Origin of the sequence: Streptomyces sp. NPDC048248, from assembly GCF_043201875.1 — a bacterium.
GTDB lineage: Bacteria > Actinomycetota > Actinomycetes > Streptomycetales > Streptomycetaceae > Streptomyces.
Window position 1 is genome coordinate 425,370 of sequence record NZ_JBICZL010000007.1, and the last position, 18,089, is coordinate 443,458.

The 18,089-nt window shown below is 69.0% G+C and carries 14 protein-coding genes and 3 pseudogenes; 9 read left to right on the plus strand and 8 right to left on the minus strand.

Features of this window, described 5'->3' with window-relative positions; all coding sequences use genetic code 11:
- Positions 1-41: 41 nt before the first annotated feature.
- The 4 genes from ACGFZW_RS17785 to ACGFZW_RS17800 all read right to left on the minus strand — a co-directional run bounded on the left by ACGFZW_RS17785 (position 42) and on the right by ACGFZW_RS17800 (position 4,459).
- Positions 42-2,075 (minus strand): hypothetical protein, encoded by a 2,034-nt coding sequence (locus ACGFZW_RS17785; protein WP_393894049.1) that lies wholly within the window; start codon positions 2,073-2,075, stop codon positions 42-44.
- Positions 2,076-2,157: 82 nt separating this feature from the next.
- On the minus strand, positions 2,158-2,595 hold the full coding sequence (locus tag ACGFZW_RS17790; protein ID WP_393894050.1) for a hypothetical protein: 438 nt from the start codon (positions 2,593-2,595) through the stop codon (positions 2,158-2,160).
- Positions 2,592-3,995 carry a PrsW family glutamic-type intramembrane protease gene (locus ACGFZW_RS17795; protein ID WP_393894051.1) on the minus strand — a complete coding sequence of 468 codons (1,404 nt, stop codon included), beginning with the start codon at positions 3,993-3,995 and terminating at the stop codon, positions 2,592-2,594. The genes ACGFZW_RS17790 and ACGFZW_RS17795 overlap by 4 nt, the downstream gene beginning before the upstream one ends.
- Positions 3,996-4,051: 56 nt before the next feature.
- Positions 4,052-4,459, minus strand: a complete 408-nt coding sequence (locus ACGFZW_RS17800) for a hypothetical protein (RefSeq protein ID WP_393894052.1) — start codon at positions 4,457-4,459, stop codon at positions 4,052-4,054.
- Between the two features lie 986 nt (positions 4,460-5,445).
- Here ACGFZW_RS17800 and ACGFZW_RS17805 point away from each other — a divergent pair.
- The 4 genes and pseudogenes from ACGFZW_RS17805 to ACGFZW_RS17820 all read left to right on the plus strand — a co-directional run.
- Positions 5,446-5,706, plus strand: a pseudogene (locus ACGFZW_RS17805) (hypothetical protein); the annotation flags it as partial.
- A 411-nt stretch (positions 5,707-6,117) separates the two neighbouring features.
- A complete protein-coding gene (locus ACGFZW_RS17810; RefSeq protein WP_393894053.1) occupies positions 6,118-6,843 on the plus strand; it encodes a hypothetical protein in 726 nt (241 codons plus the stop codon).
- 92 nt (positions 6,844-6,935) lie between these two features.
- A pseudogene (locus tag ACGFZW_RS17815) lies at positions 6,936-7,182 on the plus strand (IS5/IS1182 family transposase); the annotation flags it as partial.
- A 202-nt stretch (positions 7,183-7,384) separates the two neighbouring features.
- Complete coding sequence (locus tag ACGFZW_RS17820) at positions 7,385-7,975, plus strand: dihydrofolate reductase family protein (protein WP_393894054.1); 591 nt, start codon at positions 7,385-7,387, stop codon at positions 7,973-7,975.
- A gap of 241 nt (positions 7,976-8,216) precedes the next feature.
- Here ACGFZW_RS17820 and ACGFZW_RS17825 read toward each other — a convergent pair whose 3' ends face one another.
- Positions 8,217-9,998, minus strand: coding sequence for an NUDIX domain-containing protein (locus ACGFZW_RS17825; RefSeq protein ID WP_393894055.1), 1,782 nt, complete (start codon positions 9,996-9,998; stop codon positions 8,217-8,219).
- A gap of 824 nt (positions 9,999-10,822) precedes the next feature.
- Between ACGFZW_RS17825 and ACGFZW_RS17830 the strand changes: the two genes are divergently transcribed.
- From ACGFZW_RS17830 to ACGFZW_RS17845, 4 genes and pseudogenes are all read left to right on the plus strand, one after another.
- The gene (locus ACGFZW_RS17830; RefSeq protein WP_393894056.1) at positions 10,823-11,704 is read left to right on the plus strand and encodes a phosphotransferase enzyme family protein; all 882 of its coding nucleotides are present in this window, start codon (positions 10,823-10,825) and stop codon (positions 11,702-11,704) included.
- Positions 11,705-11,863: 159 nt separating this feature from the next.
- A complete protein-coding gene (locus ACGFZW_RS17835; RefSeq protein WP_393894057.1) occupies positions 11,864-13,654 on the plus strand; it encodes an ATP-binding cassette domain-containing protein in 1,791 nt (596 codons plus the stop codon).
- Positions 13,655-13,775: 121 nt separating this feature from the next.
- Positions 13,776-14,198, plus strand: a pseudogene (locus ACGFZW_RS17840) (class I SAM-dependent methyltransferase); the annotation flags it as partial.
- A 137-nt stretch (positions 14,199-14,335) separates the two neighbouring features.
- Positions 14,336-14,497, plus strand: coding sequence for a hypothetical protein (locus ACGFZW_RS17845; RefSeq protein ID WP_393894124.1), 162 nt, complete (start codon positions 14,336-14,338; stop codon positions 14,495-14,497).
- A 392-nt stretch (positions 14,498-14,889) separates the two neighbouring features.
- Here the strand turns inward: ACGFZW_RS17845 and ACGFZW_RS17850 are convergent, their stop codons facing one another.
- Both ACGFZW_RS17850 and ACGFZW_RS17855 read right to left on the minus strand, forming a co-directional pair.
- The gene (locus ACGFZW_RS17850) at positions 14,890-15,555 is read right to left on the minus strand and encodes a hypothetical protein (RefSeq protein ID WP_393894058.1); all 666 of its coding nucleotides are present in this window, start codon (positions 15,553-15,555) and stop codon (positions 14,890-14,892) included.
- A gap of 742 nt (positions 15,556-16,297) precedes the next feature.
- Positions 16,298-16,597 carry a hypothetical protein gene (locus ACGFZW_RS17855; protein ID WP_393894125.1) on the minus strand — a complete coding sequence of 100 codons (300 nt, stop codon included), beginning with the start codon at positions 16,595-16,597 and terminating at the stop codon, positions 16,298-16,300.
- Here ACGFZW_RS17855 and ACGFZW_RS17860 point away from each other — a divergent pair.
- Positions 16,511-16,906, plus strand: coding sequence for a DUF6333 family protein (locus tag ACGFZW_RS17860; protein ID WP_393894118.1), 396 nt, complete (start codon positions 16,511-16,513; stop codon positions 16,904-16,906). The two genes, ACGFZW_RS17855 and ACGFZW_RS17860, sit on opposite strands and share 87 nt — an antisense overlap.
- A 308-nt stretch (positions 16,907-17,214) precedes the next feature.
- Here the strand turns inward: ACGFZW_RS17860 and ACGFZW_RS17865 are convergent, their stop codons facing one another.
- Complete coding sequence (locus ACGFZW_RS17865) at positions 17,215-17,838, minus strand: GNAT family N-acetyltransferase (protein ID WP_393894059.1); 624 nt, start codon at positions 17,836-17,838, stop codon at positions 17,215-17,217.
- Between the last annotated feature and the right edge of the window lie 251 nt (positions 17,839-18,089).

An 18,089-nucleotide genomic window follows, 5' to 3' on the forward strand; every position in this document is an offset into this window, starting at 1 on the left:
GGTGCCTCCGCCGGGCGGTCGGCCGTGGGATCCGGTCGGGTTCACACGGTGGGGCGTTTGGTGCGGCTCGGGCGGTTGCGGAAGCCGAACAGGACGGCTCCCAGGGCGAGCAGGATCACCACGAGGAGGGGACCGTTTCCGCTGGTGAGGCGGGTGGTTTGGTCCTTGAGGTCGTCCCAGAAGCCCCGTTCCGGCACCTGGACGGAACCGCCCAGCCAGATCGAGCCGTCGGCTGCGGTCACCCGGCGGGCGGTGGAGGACCGTGCGGACTGGGCGAGTTGTGGGTACCGCTTGCGCATCTCCGGCCCGGAGACGCCGGTCAGCTGGACGTTCGTGAGGTCCGCGCCGCCGTACACGTAGCGGGTGAGGCGTCTGAACCGTCCGTCGTTGGTCTCCCGCGTGATGTCGAACTCCTTGTTGCGATAGGAGCGGACGTAGTCGTCGAAGACCTTCCTGGGACGCCAGTCGCCGGTCATCTTGGCCGGGCCCAGGTCCTTGGAGCCGATCAGCGAGTCGAACGAGGTCCGGTGCCCTTGTTGGTGCCGCTCGCGCACCCACTGCGCGATGATCCGAGCCATGAACGCACGGCGCAGCGGCGCGTACTCCGGGGCGTCGTTGACCGCCTGCACGACCTTGGGCAGGACGAGCGTGCGCTCCAGGTTCTCGTTGTGGGCGTTGGTGGCCGGGTCGGCGTTGCACGGCTTGGCGTAAGGGTCGTCGATGTGGTCCGACTGGGTCTTCACGTCGAGCTGCGCCTTGAGGATGTAGAGCGCGTCGCCGTCCTGGCGGACCTCGACCTTTCCGGGCACGATCCACATCCGGGAGGAGAAGCAGAGAGACCCGTCCGCGGCGCTCTTGAGTTGCCGCCAGTACTGTTTTCCCGTCGCCGAGTCGGGGTGCAGGATCTTCGCCGACGTGCGCTTCATCTGGAAGTCCGCCTCCAGCATGGCGCGTCCGGCGTTGGTCTCCCCGAGCGCGGAGTCGACGATGCGGTCCGGTTCGGTGGGATTGAGGTTGACCCAGAACTTCTGCGGATCGAGCACCAGCCATGTCCGCAGGTCGGATCCCAGGTTCTTCACCATCCGCATTCCGAGTGCGGTGTCCTGCTGGTAGCCCTTGGATAGGCTTCGCGAATTATATGCGTACTGAACCCCTTCTGAGCCGTCGGAGATGTAACGCATCTCCAACGTCGAGAAGTCCACGCCCCCGTAAGCGTCGGCACCTGGGTTGGCGGACAGTGCTTGGCCGAGAGCGCCCGACTGCGCGCTCTCGTCGTCGTCACATGGGCCGGCGGCAAGAGGTGTGGTCATCGCCATGACGGGACGTTTGTTGCTGTTCCCCATCGAGACGCAGGGGGCTTGTGTGTCGCCCGATACCGGTAGGGCTGACTTGGCCTGTTGCCTCGCCTGTTCCTGCTCCCGGTCGAGTATGGATTTGGCCTTGCTGTTGAGGGCGTTCACCCGGTTCGCGGACTCCGACTTCTCCTGCTTGGTCGCGTAGCCCGTTCCGGATACGAAGTTACTCTTGCTCTTATCCTTGTTGTTCTCGTCGATGGCGCTGGTGAGTTTGCGGCATTTCGCACACCGGCCACGGTCCGAGAAGCCGGCCTTCGCCCGATTCTCCAGCCTTTTGATCGCCTTATGACCAAGGCCGAGGCTTCGGAGGACGGTGTACAGAAATTTGTCGTAGATGATGGCTTCGGAGTGGTCCAGGCGTGGATCGTTGACTGCGGCGAACTCCAGGAGTGGGCCGTCTCCCTGAATGCCTATCCGCTTGAAGAGCGCCTCGTTTCCCTCGCGCTTCAGCAGTTTGCCGTACCCGATGTAATAGTCCGAGCGGGAGGGTTTTGCGTCGAACTGCCGTGTGATCGATTCCAAATGTGAGGCCTGATAATTGCTCACATCGAACCAGATGACGGCCAGATTACGGTTGCCGTCATGCATGTTGAGTGTTCGGTGCGCTTCGTATCCGGCCCGGCCGATCGGGTCGGCCAGGAGTTCGTGAACGATGTCTGCGAACTCGCCTCCCGCCTCGGGCGTCGCGGACTGGCTGGTCCCGGGGGTGTCGGAAGCCACCGACGAGGGTGCCGGCAGGCTGATGGTCAGGAGGCCGACGGCCAGTAAGGCGGCGCCCCACCGGCCTCCTCGCACGGCGCGGCTAGAGCGACCGTTCCGCACTGTGCCCACCCGTTTCCTGCTCGGTCCGGCTCGCGGAGCCGGAGACCGGATCCGCCGAGCCGTCGCGCCGGCGGCCCACCGCGATGCCAGTGGCGTCCAGGTAGCTGGCCAGGGCTTGGCTCGGTCCGGTGCTCCCGTTCTCCGATGGTGCGCCGAAGCCCCTCTCGGTCTTCCGATGGGCGCACCAGCTCGCCGCGACGAGGGCGCCGGGGACCAGGACGGCGACCGCGCCGGCGCCGCCGAGCGAGGCGCCCGTCGAGCACGTCTTCGGGTGGCTCAGGTCGCGGACGTCGAACGACGGCTTGTAGCCGATCCCGACCGTGCAGGCCGAGGCCGGCTGTGGGGTCAGGAGCAGCACCGATGCGGCGAGGGCGGTGGCGCCGGCGGCCGTCCGCCAGGTAATTCTGAGACCGTTCATGGGGTTACCTCCAAGGGCACGCCCTTGAGCCGCGCGATCCGTGCGCGCAACTCGTCGGCGTGAGCACTGTCTGTGGGATCGGTGTGCACGTGGTGGCCGGCCAGGTCCAACTGGACGGAGTGCAGGCGGTGCAGCGCGTGGGCCGCTCGCCAGCCGTGCCAGCGCCAGGTGCCCACCACCGCCCAGAGCCGCAGCGCGGGCGAGGTCAGGACCGGCGCCTCCGCCTGGGTGATGGCCGGGCCCGCTGCGACCTCCTCCGCCACGGCCGCCCGCAGCGCTGGTGCGCGCGCCCGTAGACCACGGACCAGCAGCGCGACGGCCAGGGCGATCAGGGGCAGTTGGGGAAGCAGCCACAGGAACGGGGAGACCACCAGGACGTCGAGCGCGCTGCCGACCTCGACGTGATCACGGACGAGTCCGGACAGCCATCCCGACAGGAGCTCGGAGGCGGTGGCCCCGCCGGTCGCCCCCACCACGGCGGCCGTCGCGATGAGCCCGCGCCGCCGTGCCCGGGCTGCGACGCCGAGCCCGGCCCCCAGCAGCGCGCCGTAGGCCACCTGCCCGCCGAGCAGACCAATCGACTGCCGGATCCAGTATTCGAAGCCGCCGGTCGAACCGAGCATGCCGCCCAGCGAGCCGTAGATCTTCATGTACAGGGCGCTCTCCACGAAGTTGAAGCCGAGTCCGACGGCGGCGCCGAGGACCAGGCCGCTCACGGCATCGGTGACGCGGTGGCGGAACAACAGCAAGAGCAACGCGACGCCGCCCGCGACGGCCAGCGTGTCGACGACGCTGAGGTGCACGACCAGCATGTCGATGGTGCGGAACTGGTTCTCCATAAGTCGGCTGATGTCGGTGGGGGAGGTCTTTCCCAGGTAGCCGAAGAGGGTGCCGAACGCGAGCCCGCTGTAGGCGCGGCCCAGTCCGAACACGATCAACGCGCCCCAGGCGAACGCGGCCAGCAGTGCGGCCAGCGGGACCCGGGCGAACCGCACCCCGCCGCGCAGCAGGAGCAGGACGAGGGCCGTACTGGGCACACAGGCGAGCACCAGCGGGAAGTACTCGACGACGACCACCAGCGACAACAGACCGAACGGCAACAGCAGGCACCCCAACGTCAGCCAGGTCAGCGCCACCGAGCCCCGTTCGGATCGGCGCAGGACGGCCGCCGCGATCTGGATGACCACCCCCGCCACGATGCCCGCCAGCGTGCACCAGAAGACGGCGCGCGGCATGGACAGCAGCCGGTCGAGCGAGCCGGCGATGCCGGGCATCTTGCCGAGGCCCGCGGGCAGTTCGTAGAAGATCGACAAGGCTGGTTCGTCGGGCAGGACCCGGGGACGGGTCATGTTCAACAGCAACTCGACCAGGTACAGGACGATCGCAATCCGAGCGATCATCAACGCCCTGGTGTGCGCCAGTCGGTCGTCGCGTAGCGGCAAGGAAGCGAGGCCCTTCACGAGCCACCTCCCGTCAGATCGGTCGGCAGGGGAGGCAGGCTCGGCAGGTTCGTGGGCAGGTCGGTAGGCATGCCCGTGGGAAAGTCGGTGGGCATCGAGCCGGGGCCCGACGGTCGGGACGTCGGCATCGGGGGCAGACTCGGCAGGCCCGAGGGCAGACTCGTGGGGAACCCCGTCGGCATCGAGCCGGGAGCCGTCGGCAACGAGGGCATCTTCGGCAGCCGTGGGACGCTCATGCTGGGAGAACTGGTGAGGCCGACGACCAGGGACGCCGCTAGCAGCGCCGCACCGACCAGCCCGCCCGCAAGGACCAGACGGACCGCTTCCCGGCCGGGTCCCCCCTCCCCGCCTTCGGCCTCGCGCACCGCCGACTCCGGCGGTGACGCGCCAGATGTGTCCGTCATACCCATTTCCACGCTCCCCCTGACTGGCCATCACTCATCGAAACTCCACACACACTCCACGCGGATCCGGCGGAACGTGCGGCCAGGGACGAACATCGCCCCGACACCGCACCGGGCCCGCCGGCGGCCCAGATACGCCTTACGGAGCCGGGCGATGGTGCCGCCCAGGTCGCGAAGGATTGTCTTCGGCTGCGCTCGCCGGCGACGCCGTCGAGAGGACTCCGGCCCCACCGAAGGCCATCGCCGCGGAGATTCCGCCGACGGCATTCAGGGCACCCCTGCGGGTGGGGCGGTGCTCGCTCAACGTGGTCTCCTCATCGGGACGTCCCCGCTGTTCCCGTGCTTTCTCGCGGGACTGCTGCTCAGCGGATAGCGCGTCGGCTCCGACGCGGTCCGGTTCACTGTCGCGGGAGGCACTGAAATTTCGATGAAACAGCGATGAAGCGGGCGACAGCCGGGCGGAGGCGAGCCTGTGGCGAGCCCGTTGGAGAGGCCTCGCGCGCATCCTTTTTCCGTAGCGCTCGCTTCCGACCGACGCCCCGGCACCTCCCCGTTCCTGTCGTTCGGCAGAGCGGCGGATCGACCGTGGGGTGCATGCCTGGCGGCTGCGGGCACCCGTTCGGGGCAGCGTGTCACGCACTGGTCCGTTCCGTCGTGTCGTCCACGGTGCTGCCCGGCACGGCCGTACGCACGGCGGCGGAGACGGCCAGGGCGCTGCCGGCGGAGGGCGCTGCCGGCGGCCCCCAGGGGGACCGCCGACAACTGGGTCGGCGCAGCAGTCGGCCCGGCCGGCCGGTGAGAGCTCACGCGGGTGTCAGACGCGTCCGCCGAGTGTCCCTGCCGTGTCTCCTGGCCTCCGATGATGATTCGTTGCAACCGCCGGTCGGTGCGTCCGGAGTCTTGGGGGCGACGTTTGGCTACGGCCAAAGAATCTGAAAGTTGTCTGGCCGGTTCCCTCCCCGCATAGCCTGGACATCGAAGATCCAATACACGGGCGGCACGCAAGGGGTGCCCAGGCTGAGACCAGGGGGCAACGGAGTGTCGTTGGGGGCTGGGGTTCCGGAGTCGGTGGGCGGGTACCAGCTGGGGCGGGCGGGATGGGCGTCGTCTATCTCGCACGCTCGGTCTCGGGGCGCAGGTACGCGGTGAAGCTGATCCGCACGGAGCACGCCGCTGATCCCGAGTTCCGGACCCGTTTCCGTCGTGAGGTGGCGGCGGCTCGGCGGGTGAGCGGGGCCTTCACGGCTCGATCTTCCTCACCGACGCGCAGGGACGGCTGCACACACTTGACGCCCTTACCGGCCGCCACCGGTCCACGGGTAAGCCCCAACGGGTTCAATGGACGCCAATTCCCGCTACCACGCACCGGCTCCTGTCGTCATCGACAAGGAGGTATACGTGGTGACACCCGGAAGCACGCTGTACCGGACCGCGCTGCCGGCTGAGAAGTGATTGCCCGCCAGCGACGCATTGCTCACAGCGCCCGACAGAATGAAGTGGGCTGGTGCTGAGGGCTGTGTCCGACGGTCCGGTTGGGCGCCACCGGATGCGTGGGCATGCGTCTGACGTCAGGAGCGAGTGTCAGTGCCGGCACCTATTATCCGGGCTGACTGGTGATCAAGTGTGACCACCGTTTCCGTCTGAAGGGGCGCCCCAGCGTGACCACGATCTTTACCGTGTCCGTCGACTCCGTCGAAGGCTCAACCCTCCGTGGGAGGGTCCACATCGTTAACCCCGACGTCCCTTTCGTGCCAGAAGAGACCGTCTTCCCGCTGTCTCTCCTGGCCGACGCCTGGTGGAAGCTGGACAACGGGTATCTGCACAACGAAGACGATGAAAACGGTGAGCGGTACCCCTTCACCGAGGAGCAGGGCAAGAACATCACCGCAGGCATGCGGCTGAAGGATGAGTTCTCGAATCTCTTCGAACTCATCCTCGGTAAAGAGATAAGGGTTACCGAAGAGGGGTACCTGCTCGCGGACGACGGCAAGACCGTCCTCGAACCCAGGTGTAAAGCGGAAGATGTGTACATGCTGAGCGGGGGCAGCCGCCCCGGCTACTCCGTCTTTACTTCCGGCAATGCCGAGGAGTTCTCACAACGCGCCGCCGACATCGTGACCTCCTACGACATCAACCGGTATCGGAACGTCCCGCTACTGAGTGAGGTCGCAGCGCTGAAAGACCCGAACGCGCCCTGGGATCCGCAGGAGCCGGACGGCCCCGCCGATCTGGACGACTACGAGGTGTGGGATCTGTTCGGCGACCACTCCATCGCCGAACTTCCGTACGCGGAGGTTGTGGTGACGGTCAGCGACGCGGGCTACCTGGAGCACATGGCCGCCGGCATGCGCTGGGATACGACCATGACCGGGCATGTGTGCTGAGACTGCGTAACACGTCCCTCAAGGGTGTCCGGGAGTAGTTAGCTGCGCTGGTGCAGGCACGGCCCCCGATCATGGAGTTCTCTCTACGTCTCATGGTGATCGAGGGACCGTGCGCTGCCGTTCCGTCATCCATTCTCGGCCCCGCCCGGGTCCAGTTCCTTGCGCTGCCGCCCACGCGTGAGGACCGGCATCCGCAGGGCTGCCACAACCCGCGGATGGCGGATGCGGTGGTCTTCGACCCGGTGGTGCAAGTGCATCGGCTGTGGATACGAGCGCATCGCGGACGAGTACTGCTCAGCCACGCCCCTTCGTCGCCGGGGCGAGGGGATCGCACCAGGTGCCTGTCTCCAGTCGTGATCACGCGGGATGGAGGCTCCCGCTGGCGCAGCGTTCCGCCGTGTGCCGGTCACGGTGGAGCTCGGAGTCGTGGATGCTCCGCAGCCGGATATTGTCCCAGGTCAGATGCACGGTGATTATTGAGGCACCCATCGGCCGACCGGTCGGAGGGCGACCGACCTGCCGATCCACAAGGGGACGCTCCGTGCGCAAGCTCGTCTACTACATTGCCGCAACCCTCGACGGTTTCATCGCCGGGCCCGACGGCGCCAACCCCACAGGACCTGACGGCTTCTGGCCGGTCCCCCAGGACTATGTGCAGCACCTGGCCGCCGAGTATCCCGAGACCCTGCCCGCCGCGGCCAGGGAGGCACTGGCCATCACAGCAGAGAGCACCCACTTCGACACCGTCCTTGAGGGGCGTAAGTCCTACGAGATCGGTCTGGACGCCGGTGTCACAGACGCCTACCCGCACCTGCGGCACCTGGTGTTCTCCACCACCCTGGTGGAGAGCCCCGATCCGGCCGTGGAGTTGGTCACCGGCGACCCCGTGGCCAAGGTGCGGGAGCTGAAGCAGGAGGACGGCAAAGACATCTGGCTGATCGGCGGTGGCGAATTGGCGGGTGCCCTGTATGGCGAGATCGACCAACTCATCGTCAAGCTGGGCCCGCTGACCATCGGGACCGGCATCCCCCTCTTCGGCCGCACGGCCGCCTTCGATCCGCGGGTCTGGAACCTCACGGACCACACCGTCCTGGACAGCGGCGCGGCCTTCCTCACCTATACGCGTGCCTGAAGGCTGGTGCCCCGACGCAGTCGCTGGTGAGCGCACTCTGCCGACTTGCCGCAGTATCCCGGGCATCCTGCTGGAGCAGACGGGTCCACGGCTCCACGAAGGAGAGGGGCACGCTCCCGGCCTGGCCTTGGCACTCGAAGCGGTGAGCTGTTCAGCTCGTGGTTGCCCGTCCCGCCGCCAGCCAGGTCGGCCGGGAACCTGCTGCTCCTCGCGCGCGGGGCGATCGTGGGGGATCGCGCTACTACCGTCCGGGCCGGTGCGTGGTCAGGAAGGTGCGCAACTGCTCTGTAGTGGGGGGTAGTTCGTCGGTGTCGCGGATCCACTGGTGGCGGTCGTGTTCGGTCAGGGTGATCGGGCCGGGCTTGTCGGGGATCAGTGTGAAGACGAACTGACGGCTGGTGCGGCCGCGTGCGTTGGTGTAATCGAAGTGGCCCAGGTACTGCTCAACCGTCCGGACGGCCAGGCCGGTCTCTTCGCCGACCTCGCGGGTGAGGCAGTCCAGGATGGATTCACCCTTCTCGCGGCGGCCGCCGGGGAGCTCCCAGGTGCCGCCGCGGTAGTCGTCCGCGCTGCGTCGCACGAACAGGACGGCGTCGTCGTGGGCGATGACGCCCGCGGGGACCAAGTCGCGGATGCCGTCCGCGCGGGCCTGGTCCTGAAGGTCGGCTGAGAGCCCGCTGAGGGCGGCGTACCTCGCCGGCGGGCTCATCGGCAGGCCGCGCATGTCCCGGGGGTCGACGAACGCGAGCGCGGTGCCTTCGGTCAGGACGAGGCTGTCGGGGTCACCGTCCCATTCGCCCCGGAAGACGTAGGTGAGATGGCCGGAGTCCGCGGTGTGGGTGAGCAGGTGCTCAAGTGGCACCTGCAGGCCGACCTCCTCACAGGCTTCGCGGCGGATCGTGGCGGCGGGGCCGGCGTCCTCGGCTTCCGGTTTGCCGCCGATGGGTGACCAGGTGTCGGGCCAGCAGATGCCCGGATTGTTGTCCCTGCGGTGCATGAGCAGGTGTCCCGCATCGTTGCGGATCAGCGCGAGGGTGCCGTAGCCGTACGGGGCCGGTTTGGGGGTGGTCAGGTCCAGCACGCGGCGCGTGTCCTGCTTCACCGAGGCGTTCATCGGGATCCGGTCGAAGCCCGTCTGAGCGATGAAGGCGAGAGCCGTGCCCTCGCTGAGGACCAGCGTGGTCGGGTCGCCGTCCCAGCATCCGTGGAAGACGTGGACGGGGTAGCCGTCGGAGTCGACGCGGAACATCGGGGAGAGTGCGACGTCCTGTAGGCCGACCTCCTCGTGCAGCTCGCGTACTCCGGTGGCGTGCGGATCGGCGTCGTACGGTTCGGCGCCGCCGCCCATCGGTGCCCAGGTGCCCGGCGCCCAGATGCCTTCCTTGTCGTCGCGTAGGTGCATGAGGACCTCGCCGGCCTCGTTCGTGATCACCACCAGGGTGCCGTAGGGGTCGTCCTCGGCCGGGCGGCCTTCTTTCGGGCGTCCCAGCACGCTCAGAAGGCGGGCGCGCAGCACGGGGTCGCCCAACTGCGAGGGGCCGCACCATTCGGCGCCTGCCACCTCCTCGATCTGCAAGGTCACCTCGGGGTTTCCCCGGGTGCGGAAGACGTAACGGACGTCGACGTGCTCGTGCGCCGGCTCGCCTCGGTCGGGGCGGGCTTCGATCGGGTGGACGTCGATGTGGACCGGCTCGCCGCCGCAGAGGGGCTCCAGCGCGGTGACGCCGGTCTCCTCGGCGATCTCCCGGTGTACGGCGTCGGCCAGGGTGCGGTCGGTCGCCTCGCAATGGCCTCCGGGCTGGATGCGTCGCCCCGAGGCCCTGTGGTGGATCAGGAGGACTTCGTCCGCGTCGTTGACGACGACGCCCGAGATGGTCACATGGCCTTCGAAGTCGGTGCGGTCGGTGACGTCGCTGCCGGCCGCGACGCGGGCGAGGAGCGGCTGAAGCAGGGCCTGCTCGTCTGGGTGTCGGTGCAAATAGGCGGTGATCGCGTCGTGGATGTGCGGGGCGGGGATGGCCATGCTGCGCTCCTTCGTCACCTTCCGGCAGGCCACGGCTCACCGCCGAGCAGTGTCACGGGACCAAGGCCGGGGCGTCGGACCGTAGCGGTGCTTCGGGCGCGTGCGGGACGGAGTTCGTGAACCGCACCCTCGCGGGCGTCCGGCGCTGAAGGGGCTGACGTTAGCCGCCGGTCACCCTGTTCGCGGTCCGCCACCCCGGAGTCCGACCTGGCCGGCGCCACCGTGCGGGCAGATCAAGCCATCTCACCGCCCGCTCAACCACGGGACCTCCTCGACCAATTCGAGAATCCTTTCTTCCAGCTCCGTCCCAGGCCATCCGGCCCGATCGAGGACTCGTAGCCGCCGCCGAAAGGGCCGTTCGGATTGTCCGGATTCAGGCACCGGCACCACCTGATTGTCAGTGGCGTGGCCGAAGGTTTCGACCGCAGCTCCCATCCACGCCTCACCGAGGAGACCGGTGCTCTCGACGCCTTCACGCAATCCCCCGCTCGGGTTACGGCTTCGCCGCTGTCCCCTTGACGAGTGAATCGAACGGGCAGGAGTGCCGCCCGCACTTGCCCGCCACGCTCCACCTCGAACTTGCACTCGACCAGTCGCCCGGCCGGTCCCGTATCGGCCTCGTGATCAGCGACGTTGTCCGGAGTGCTCCACCCGACCCCTACCGAGGAGAAATCCGTGAATCCCGTACGCCACCTTCCCGCCGCCCATCCCGCGTTCGAAAATCCTCCCGCTCGGCCCGTCAAGCCCGCAGTGCTCCGGCGCCCGACGGACGCGCGCCGTGCCCCGTTCGCATCCGCGTCACGACCGTCACCGAGGTGGGGGGCATGAGCGACACGAAGGCTCTTCCCAGGGCTCTGCGCGGCTGGGCCGAGCGAGAGATCGGGGTCGTCAACGACGTCCGGGACGCCTCGCACCCGCGCAAGAACTCCCGGGTCTGGGAGCTCGTGCGCGCCGACGGCTGCCGGTTCTACCTGAAGATCGCCCCCGAGGCTCGGATGTACGAGAGGGAGACGCTCGCCATGCGGCACGCGACGCCCGCGCTCGGAGCCGGCCGAGCACCTCAGTTGCGTGCGTCCAGCGCCGAGCACCTGGCGCTGCTGACGACCGCCGTGCCCGGCCGCCCGGTGAAGGAACTCCCGCTCACGGCGGCCGAGGAGTACGAGGCGCACCGGCAGGGCGGTCTCCTCCTGGCCCGGCTTCACGCAGCCGGCGACCTGACCGGCCGCTGGCGCCGCGAGGCCGAAGGGGCGCTGGGCGCCGCGACGCAGGGCGCGGACAAGCGCCTGGAGGATGCCGGGGACCGGCTGACACCGGCGGAGCACACGCTCCTGCGCAACCTGGCGGCCGAACTGCGTCGAGTGGGGCCGCTGCCGCTCGGGTTCATCCACGGCGACGCCTGGCCGCGGAACCTGCTCTGGGCCGGGCGCGCGGCGTGGATCGACTACGAACGGTCCCGATTCGCCCCCGTCGTCCAGGAGTTCGTCGCTTTGGCCTGCGGGGTATGGGCCGACAAGCCGTGGCTGCGCACCGCCTGCTTCAGCGGGTACGGGCGCGAGCTGACGCCAGAGGAGCGCCACGTGTTGAAGTGCCTGGCCGGTTTGGAAGCGGTCAGTGCCCTCACTTGGGGCGAGACGCACGACGACCCGCACGTCACCGCGCGCGGGCGACGCACCCTGGACCGGCTGATGACGGGAGTGTTCGCGTGAAGCGGCCCCGCATCGCCACCCGACGGCCGGCGACCGCGCCGGCGCAGGTCTTGCCTGCGGCGGGCGACACAGCAGCCGTACCCGCAGCGCGCTCGGCTGAGCCGCAGCCCTCGGCTCCCCCCCGAGCTCGACTACAACGGGCGCAAGCACCGCCGGGCCATGGACGACGCCACCTTGTGGGACATGGCCCGCCGGATCCCGATGGCGCTCGCCCAGTCGGCCCGGCTGGCCTGGTCCGTCGACCGGCGCATGACGATCACGATCTTCCTGTGCCAGTTGCTGTCCGGCCTGGGCACCGCCGTCATGCTCACCGCGGTCTCCAAGGCGCTGCCCCACCTCGCCACCTCCGACGCCCGAACCGGACTCCGGGATGCATGGCCGGCGCTGACCGTCGCGGTCATCGCGCTGGCGGCAGGCGCCGGGATGTGGATCCTCGCGGACTGGGCCACCCGCCGTCTGAACCCGAAAATCGCCTCCGCCGCCGATCTCACCCTGGTCGACCTCCACATGAAGGCCGAGCTGTCCGCCTACGACACCGAAGGGTTCACCGACCGAGGCCAGGCCGCGGAGATCGGCGCCCTGCGCGCGGTAGACCTCGCGGACGACGCCAAGACGCTCACCAACGGCCTCGTCCAGCTGGTGTCCGCAGCGACCGTCCTCACCTCCCTCCACCCGCTGCTCCTGGGCGTACTACTGCTGTCCGTCATCCCCAGGGGCCTGGGCGGGGTGATCGCCGCGCGCATCGACTACCGCGTCCACGACCGCACCATCTCCGCCCGCAATGTGCGCGGCATGATGCGCTGGTGGCTCACCACCTCCGAGCTCGCCGACGAACTGCGCGCCAACACCATGCGTCCCTACATGCACTCCTGGTACCGGGCGATGTGCGACCGGGTCGAAGGACGCGAACTCGAGGGAGCCCGCCCGTACCTGCGCGTCACGCTGCTCGCGGCATTCCTCGCGGGCCTGTTCACGCTCGGCATGTGGGCGGCGCTGGCCGCCCTCGCCCTCTCCGGGGCCATGTCCACGGCGATCGCCGGCACGGCCATCGTCGCCTCGCAGACAGCCGGACGCGCCCTCAACGCGATCGTGCGCTACGGCGCGGTGATGTTCCACCACGGCCTCTACCTCAGCGACTACTACCAGTTCATCGACGAAGTCCGCTCCATGACCACCGCCCGCGGCACCACCCAAGCCAACGCGCCGCAGCAAATCCGTCTGGTCGAGGCCGAGTTCACCTACCCCAACAAGGACGCCCCCGCCCTTCGGCCCATCACCCTCACCCTCAACCGCGGCGAGGTCATTGCCCTGGTCGGCGAGAACGGCGCCGGTAAGTCCACCCTGATCCGCATGCTCACCGGTCTGACCATGCCGACCGGCGGAACTGTCCGGTGGGACGACACCGACCTCGCCACCGCCGACGCGGAATCGGCATGGCGGCACGTCGGCCTCGTTCCCCAGAAGAACGGGCACTGGCCGCTGCGGGCCCGGGAGAACATCACCCTCGGCCAGCCCCGCGAACACACCGACGAACGCATCTGGGACGCCGCGGACCGTGTCGGGATGACCGAGGTCCTCCAGGGGCTTCCGAATCAGCTCGACACCCTGCTGGCCCGCTCGGTGTGGGGCGGACACGAGCTGTCCGGTGGGCAGTGGCAGCGACTGGCCTGTGCGAGAGCGATGTACCGCGAGCCCGCTGTACTCGTGCTGGACGAGCCGACCAGCGAGATGGACGCCCGCGGCGAACACCTGATCTTCCGCAAGCTCCGCGAGATGGCTCCGGACCGGATCACGGTGGTCGTCACCCACCGCCTGGACAACGTGCGGATGGCCGACCGCGTCATCGTTCTCGACCGAGGGCGCATCCGTGAGGAGGGCACCTTCGACGCCCTCGTCGCGACCGAGGGAAGTCTCCTGGGCGAGCTGTATGCGCTTGCCCAGGACCGCTGACATCCCTCACCCCTCCCCGGGGGGGGGGGGGGGGGGGGGGGGGGGGGGCGCCCCCCCCCCCCCCCCCCCCCCCCCCCCCCCCCCCGCCCCCTCCCCGTTCCCGACGTCCCCCAGGAGCACCATGACCAGCACCGACACCGGCGACGCCGAGGCGACGAATACCCGAGCGTGGACCGCGTACGGCGAGCATCACCTTCAGCGCGGCACGCCGGTACCCGAGGTCGACCGGCTGGCCTGGGGGTTCTGGCCCACCGGACCAGGTGCCGAAGTCCTCGGCGCACTCGGCGGACAGCGGGTTCTGGACCTCAGCTCCGGAATCGGCAAGTACGCCGCGTTCCTCGTCCAGGAGCACGGCGCCCGCATCGACGCCGTCGACGCCTCCCCGAGCCAGCACGCACGCGCCCTGGCTCGGTATGGCGACCTGCCGGGGCTCACCCTTCACCAGGCCGGCGCCGTCGACTACCTCCGCCATGCAGACCCGTACGACCTGGTCTATTCCGTTCACGGCTTCGGTTACATCGACCCGGTCCGCCTGCTACCGGCCCTCGCCACCGGGATCAAACCCGGCGGGCGCCTGGTCTTCTCCGTCCTGCACACCAGCCTGGACGGGCGCGGCCCGTCCGGGCTGAGCGCCTCCCTCTCGCCGCCGGCTGCGACACTCCGCTCAACGTACGGATGTGGGTGCTCAGCCCCGAACTCTGGGAGGACCTCCTCGTCGACCACGGCTTCGTGGTCGAGCAGCTCGAGACGCTCAACGCGCCCGAGGACGACAATCCCGTCTCCTGCCGCCTCTTCCACGCCCGCCGCCGCGCCCGGGTCACCAGCCGCCCCCGCGCCACCTGAACCCCGTAGCCGAACCCTGCGCTCGGCGTCGGGGCCATCCTTCACGGCCTGTTGGACGGTGACCCAGGCGGCCGGTGCTGCCGGCGGACGGGCCAGCACTGCGCCGGCCGGCCGCTGCAGAGATTCAACTCGGGGAACCTTTGCATGGGGGAAATGAGCGAGTCGCCTCTGTGGAGCAGGTGATGCAGCAGCGGCTGTATCAGCAGCTGTGTCCCAGGCGGAGTGCTTGCGTATGCCGACCATCAATTGCCGCCCAGTCCACACCTGCGGGCGACCGGGCTTGATGCCCCGCGGCAGCAACGGCTTGAGCCGGGCCCGCTGGTCATTCTTCAGATCCCCGCGTCCCACAGCACGCGTTCGTCAATGGACAAGATCGACTTTTGCGCCATGGCCTAGCCCCGCAGTGCCGCCCGCAGGGACAGTCCGTGGTGCCGGCGCAGCCGGTGGAGCTCCCACGCGGACAGCACCGTCACGGTCACCGGCGCGCCCATCATGAACGCCACTCGGGCGAGCGGCGGGACGTTCTGATAGGCGCCCGTGGACACGTCCGCGATCGCCATCTCCCACACCAAAATGGTGGCGAGGACGGGCGGCAGCACCTCGTGGATGTCGGCCGTGCGGAAGACATGCACGAGCGAGAGCCCGATGCCGTAGAGGGCGAAGCCCAGCGACCACAGCGCCAGAATGGCGATGACCACCTTGCCGGGGATGCCCACGAGGTCCCGCAAACCCTCCAGCTCGGGTGCCATCGCCAGGGGGAACGTGAACATGGAGACCACCACGGTCACCACTGCGCCAAGACACTTCAGCGCGCGGCGCACATAGACACGCCGCAGTCCGCCACGGGCCGCGGCACAAAATGCACCGACGACGACAGGGAACGTGCAGATCAGCACCAGCACGCTCACCCAACTCTGAGTGAAGCGCTCGGAGACGACATCAGCCGCCTTCCCCGAGTCGCTGATCGCCGTGTAGGTGAGGGTCAGCCACACCCAGGCGACGAACCCCGCCACCGTGCGCCACAGCTGAAGCCTGCGGACGGTGCGATCCTCGACCACACCGGGCCGCGACGGTCGGAAGACCCACTGCGCCGCGCGGAGCGGATTGAAGATGCACCGCAGGATCCGCTGCCGCCGCGTCAGGGCCCCCGCAGGACGCGGTCCCCAGTTGGCCGGGCCGGCCTGCGACGGCACAATTGGGCCGGGCGGGCCGCCCGGCACCCCTCCGCCGTGGAACCCCTGCGGGGGCCATCCCTGTCCGGTCCCTTGATCGCCGCCCGGGCCGCCACCCCAGTGGCCGCCCCCCGGCACGCCTCCACCGGCTGTGTTCATGGCACCAACCCCCGTTGCCCGGCACTGCAGTTCGCCGATCCGCGCGATTCTCCCACGGCGCATCGCCTCTTCGGTCAGTCGCCGCCCGTTGCTTCCGCAGCTGTCGTGACCGAATTCGCCTCCGACGCCGGCGCTGTCCGTACTGCTGCCGCCGCGGTGCTCCAAGGCCAACTCCGGAGATCGTCGGCGGCGAAGCTCACGGCAGCCGCTCCGACCGCGACCAGGACATCCTCTCAACGGGATCCACCGATTCCGCCTCCTCCGTCACCGCAATCCGGGCAGTCTAGGCGGGGGCACCCACAACGCACTTTTACGCAGGTCGGGGGTCCAGAATGGGTCTTGGCGGTTGGGCAGGGGCTGAGCTTGTATGGCGTCCCGGCGTGCCCAGCTACAGGACGCCTCCTCCCACATCCGCCCGCGGCCGACGGTGTGGGCTTCCCGGCTCCACATCACGCCCGCAGAGCGGCAGCTAACGCATGATCGAGCCGGGGGCTTTATTGGCTGCGCCAGAGGGCTGGTTCCGTCGGTCAATCAGCCATCGGATGTCACGCTCGTACGCCGCCGACTTCATGTAGGGGCGCACCAGGGGGCCGTCGACGATCGGCTCTTCCGCCGGCTTCACGTCGGGAGGATGCTGGGGATCGCGGAGCCGGCGTTCGCGACCGACGGCAATGACGAGCCACTGAGGTCGATGGCCGGTGAACTGCGTGAGCGGTTTCCCGATGCGCGGATCGTGGGCCGGGTTACCTACCACGGGGGCATGGAGCATACCGAGGACATCGTGTGGCTGCCGGACGGTGCGATGTTCCACGCGTCCGGGTGGCCGGGGGAGGAGCCGTTCGTCGTTTCCGGTGATCCGCACGCGGTGATCGCCGCTCTGGGCCTGCCCGACTGGATGCTCGACAGCGCCGGCGTCGACCTGAACGAGGACGCGAACGAGGTCCACTGGGCGAGCCTGGCGGGCCTGGCGCTGGGACATTCGGACCCGTGGGGGTGGGAGCAGATGCAGACCACCGCGTTCCGCGTGCGGCATTCCCAGGAGGCGGTGCGGGACATGGAGGCCCTGTACTTCATCTAGCGCCGCATCAACGACCCCTTGCCCCGTGGGAACGTGGCGCGCCGTCCGGACGCTGGTTCCAACGACGCTGTGTTGCCCGACTGCCCGACTGCCCGACTGCCCGACTGCCCGACTGCCCGACTGCCCGGCTGCCCGGCTCCCCGGGTGAACGTGTAAGCGTCCGCGAGGTTGATGACGACGAGGGCAACGCCTGCTGCGGATCACCCGTGGAGGTGCCGGGCCGGTAGCGACCTGGTGGCGCGCTCAGGTGGGGTTGCGTTCGAGCCCACTGCACATCACTTGACGGTCCCTGACCCACGGCCCACTGATCAGGACGAAACTGCCTCGGTCCGGGGCTCAGTTTGCTGACCCTGCTGCTGCCCGTCTCCGCGGAAGTCCAGCATGTAGAAGACCTTGTCGTAGCGGCGGCCGCCCATCGTGACGAAGTCGGGGAGGCGACCGTATTCGCTGAAGCCGAGTGACCGGTAGAGGCTTAGTGCCCTGGTGTTGTCAGCCCGGGCGTCCAGGGTGAGGACCTCGATCCCCGCACCCCGGGCGTCCTCGACCAGAGCACTGGTCAGCGACCGGCCGACGCCCCGACCATGCACCTCGGGCGCCACTGCGACCTTCTCCAGATCCGCATGCTGCCGATTGGTCGGACGGGCATAGCGCAACCAGTACCCCAGCCCGACCAGCCGACCGCCCACATAGGCCGCACGCAGAGCACCGTCCCCGGACCGTGCGGCGCGTAGCACGCGGTCAACGAGTTCCGCCACCTCGTCCGCAGGGGGCGGGTCGACCCAGCCGAGCGGCGCACCGTCGCGGACCAGGTCCGCCAGGATCCGGTGCGCTGACGATGTGAAGTCGGCCGCCAGCTCCGGATCGGCAGTCAGTCCTGTCGCGTCGAGGAATTCGGGCTCTGGGCTCGTCCCACTGGCCGTCACTGCATTCATGATTGACAGCCTAGGCGGGGCCGCACGGTCCAGCGGGCTCGTTGCGGACTCGAGCCCGCGGCTTCGATCGCCTGGGTCGCTGTGTAGGTGAGGCAGGGGTGCAGACAGGCATGCCTGCGGCCGTCGGCTGACCGGGAGGGCGCGCTCCGGTCGGGGACCGCCTGCCCAAAGTTCCGGTCATGGGCAGGTTCCACGCCCCGCACGGCAGCGGCCTGTCGTTCGCGCGGCGGGTCGGGCCGACCTTGCTGTCG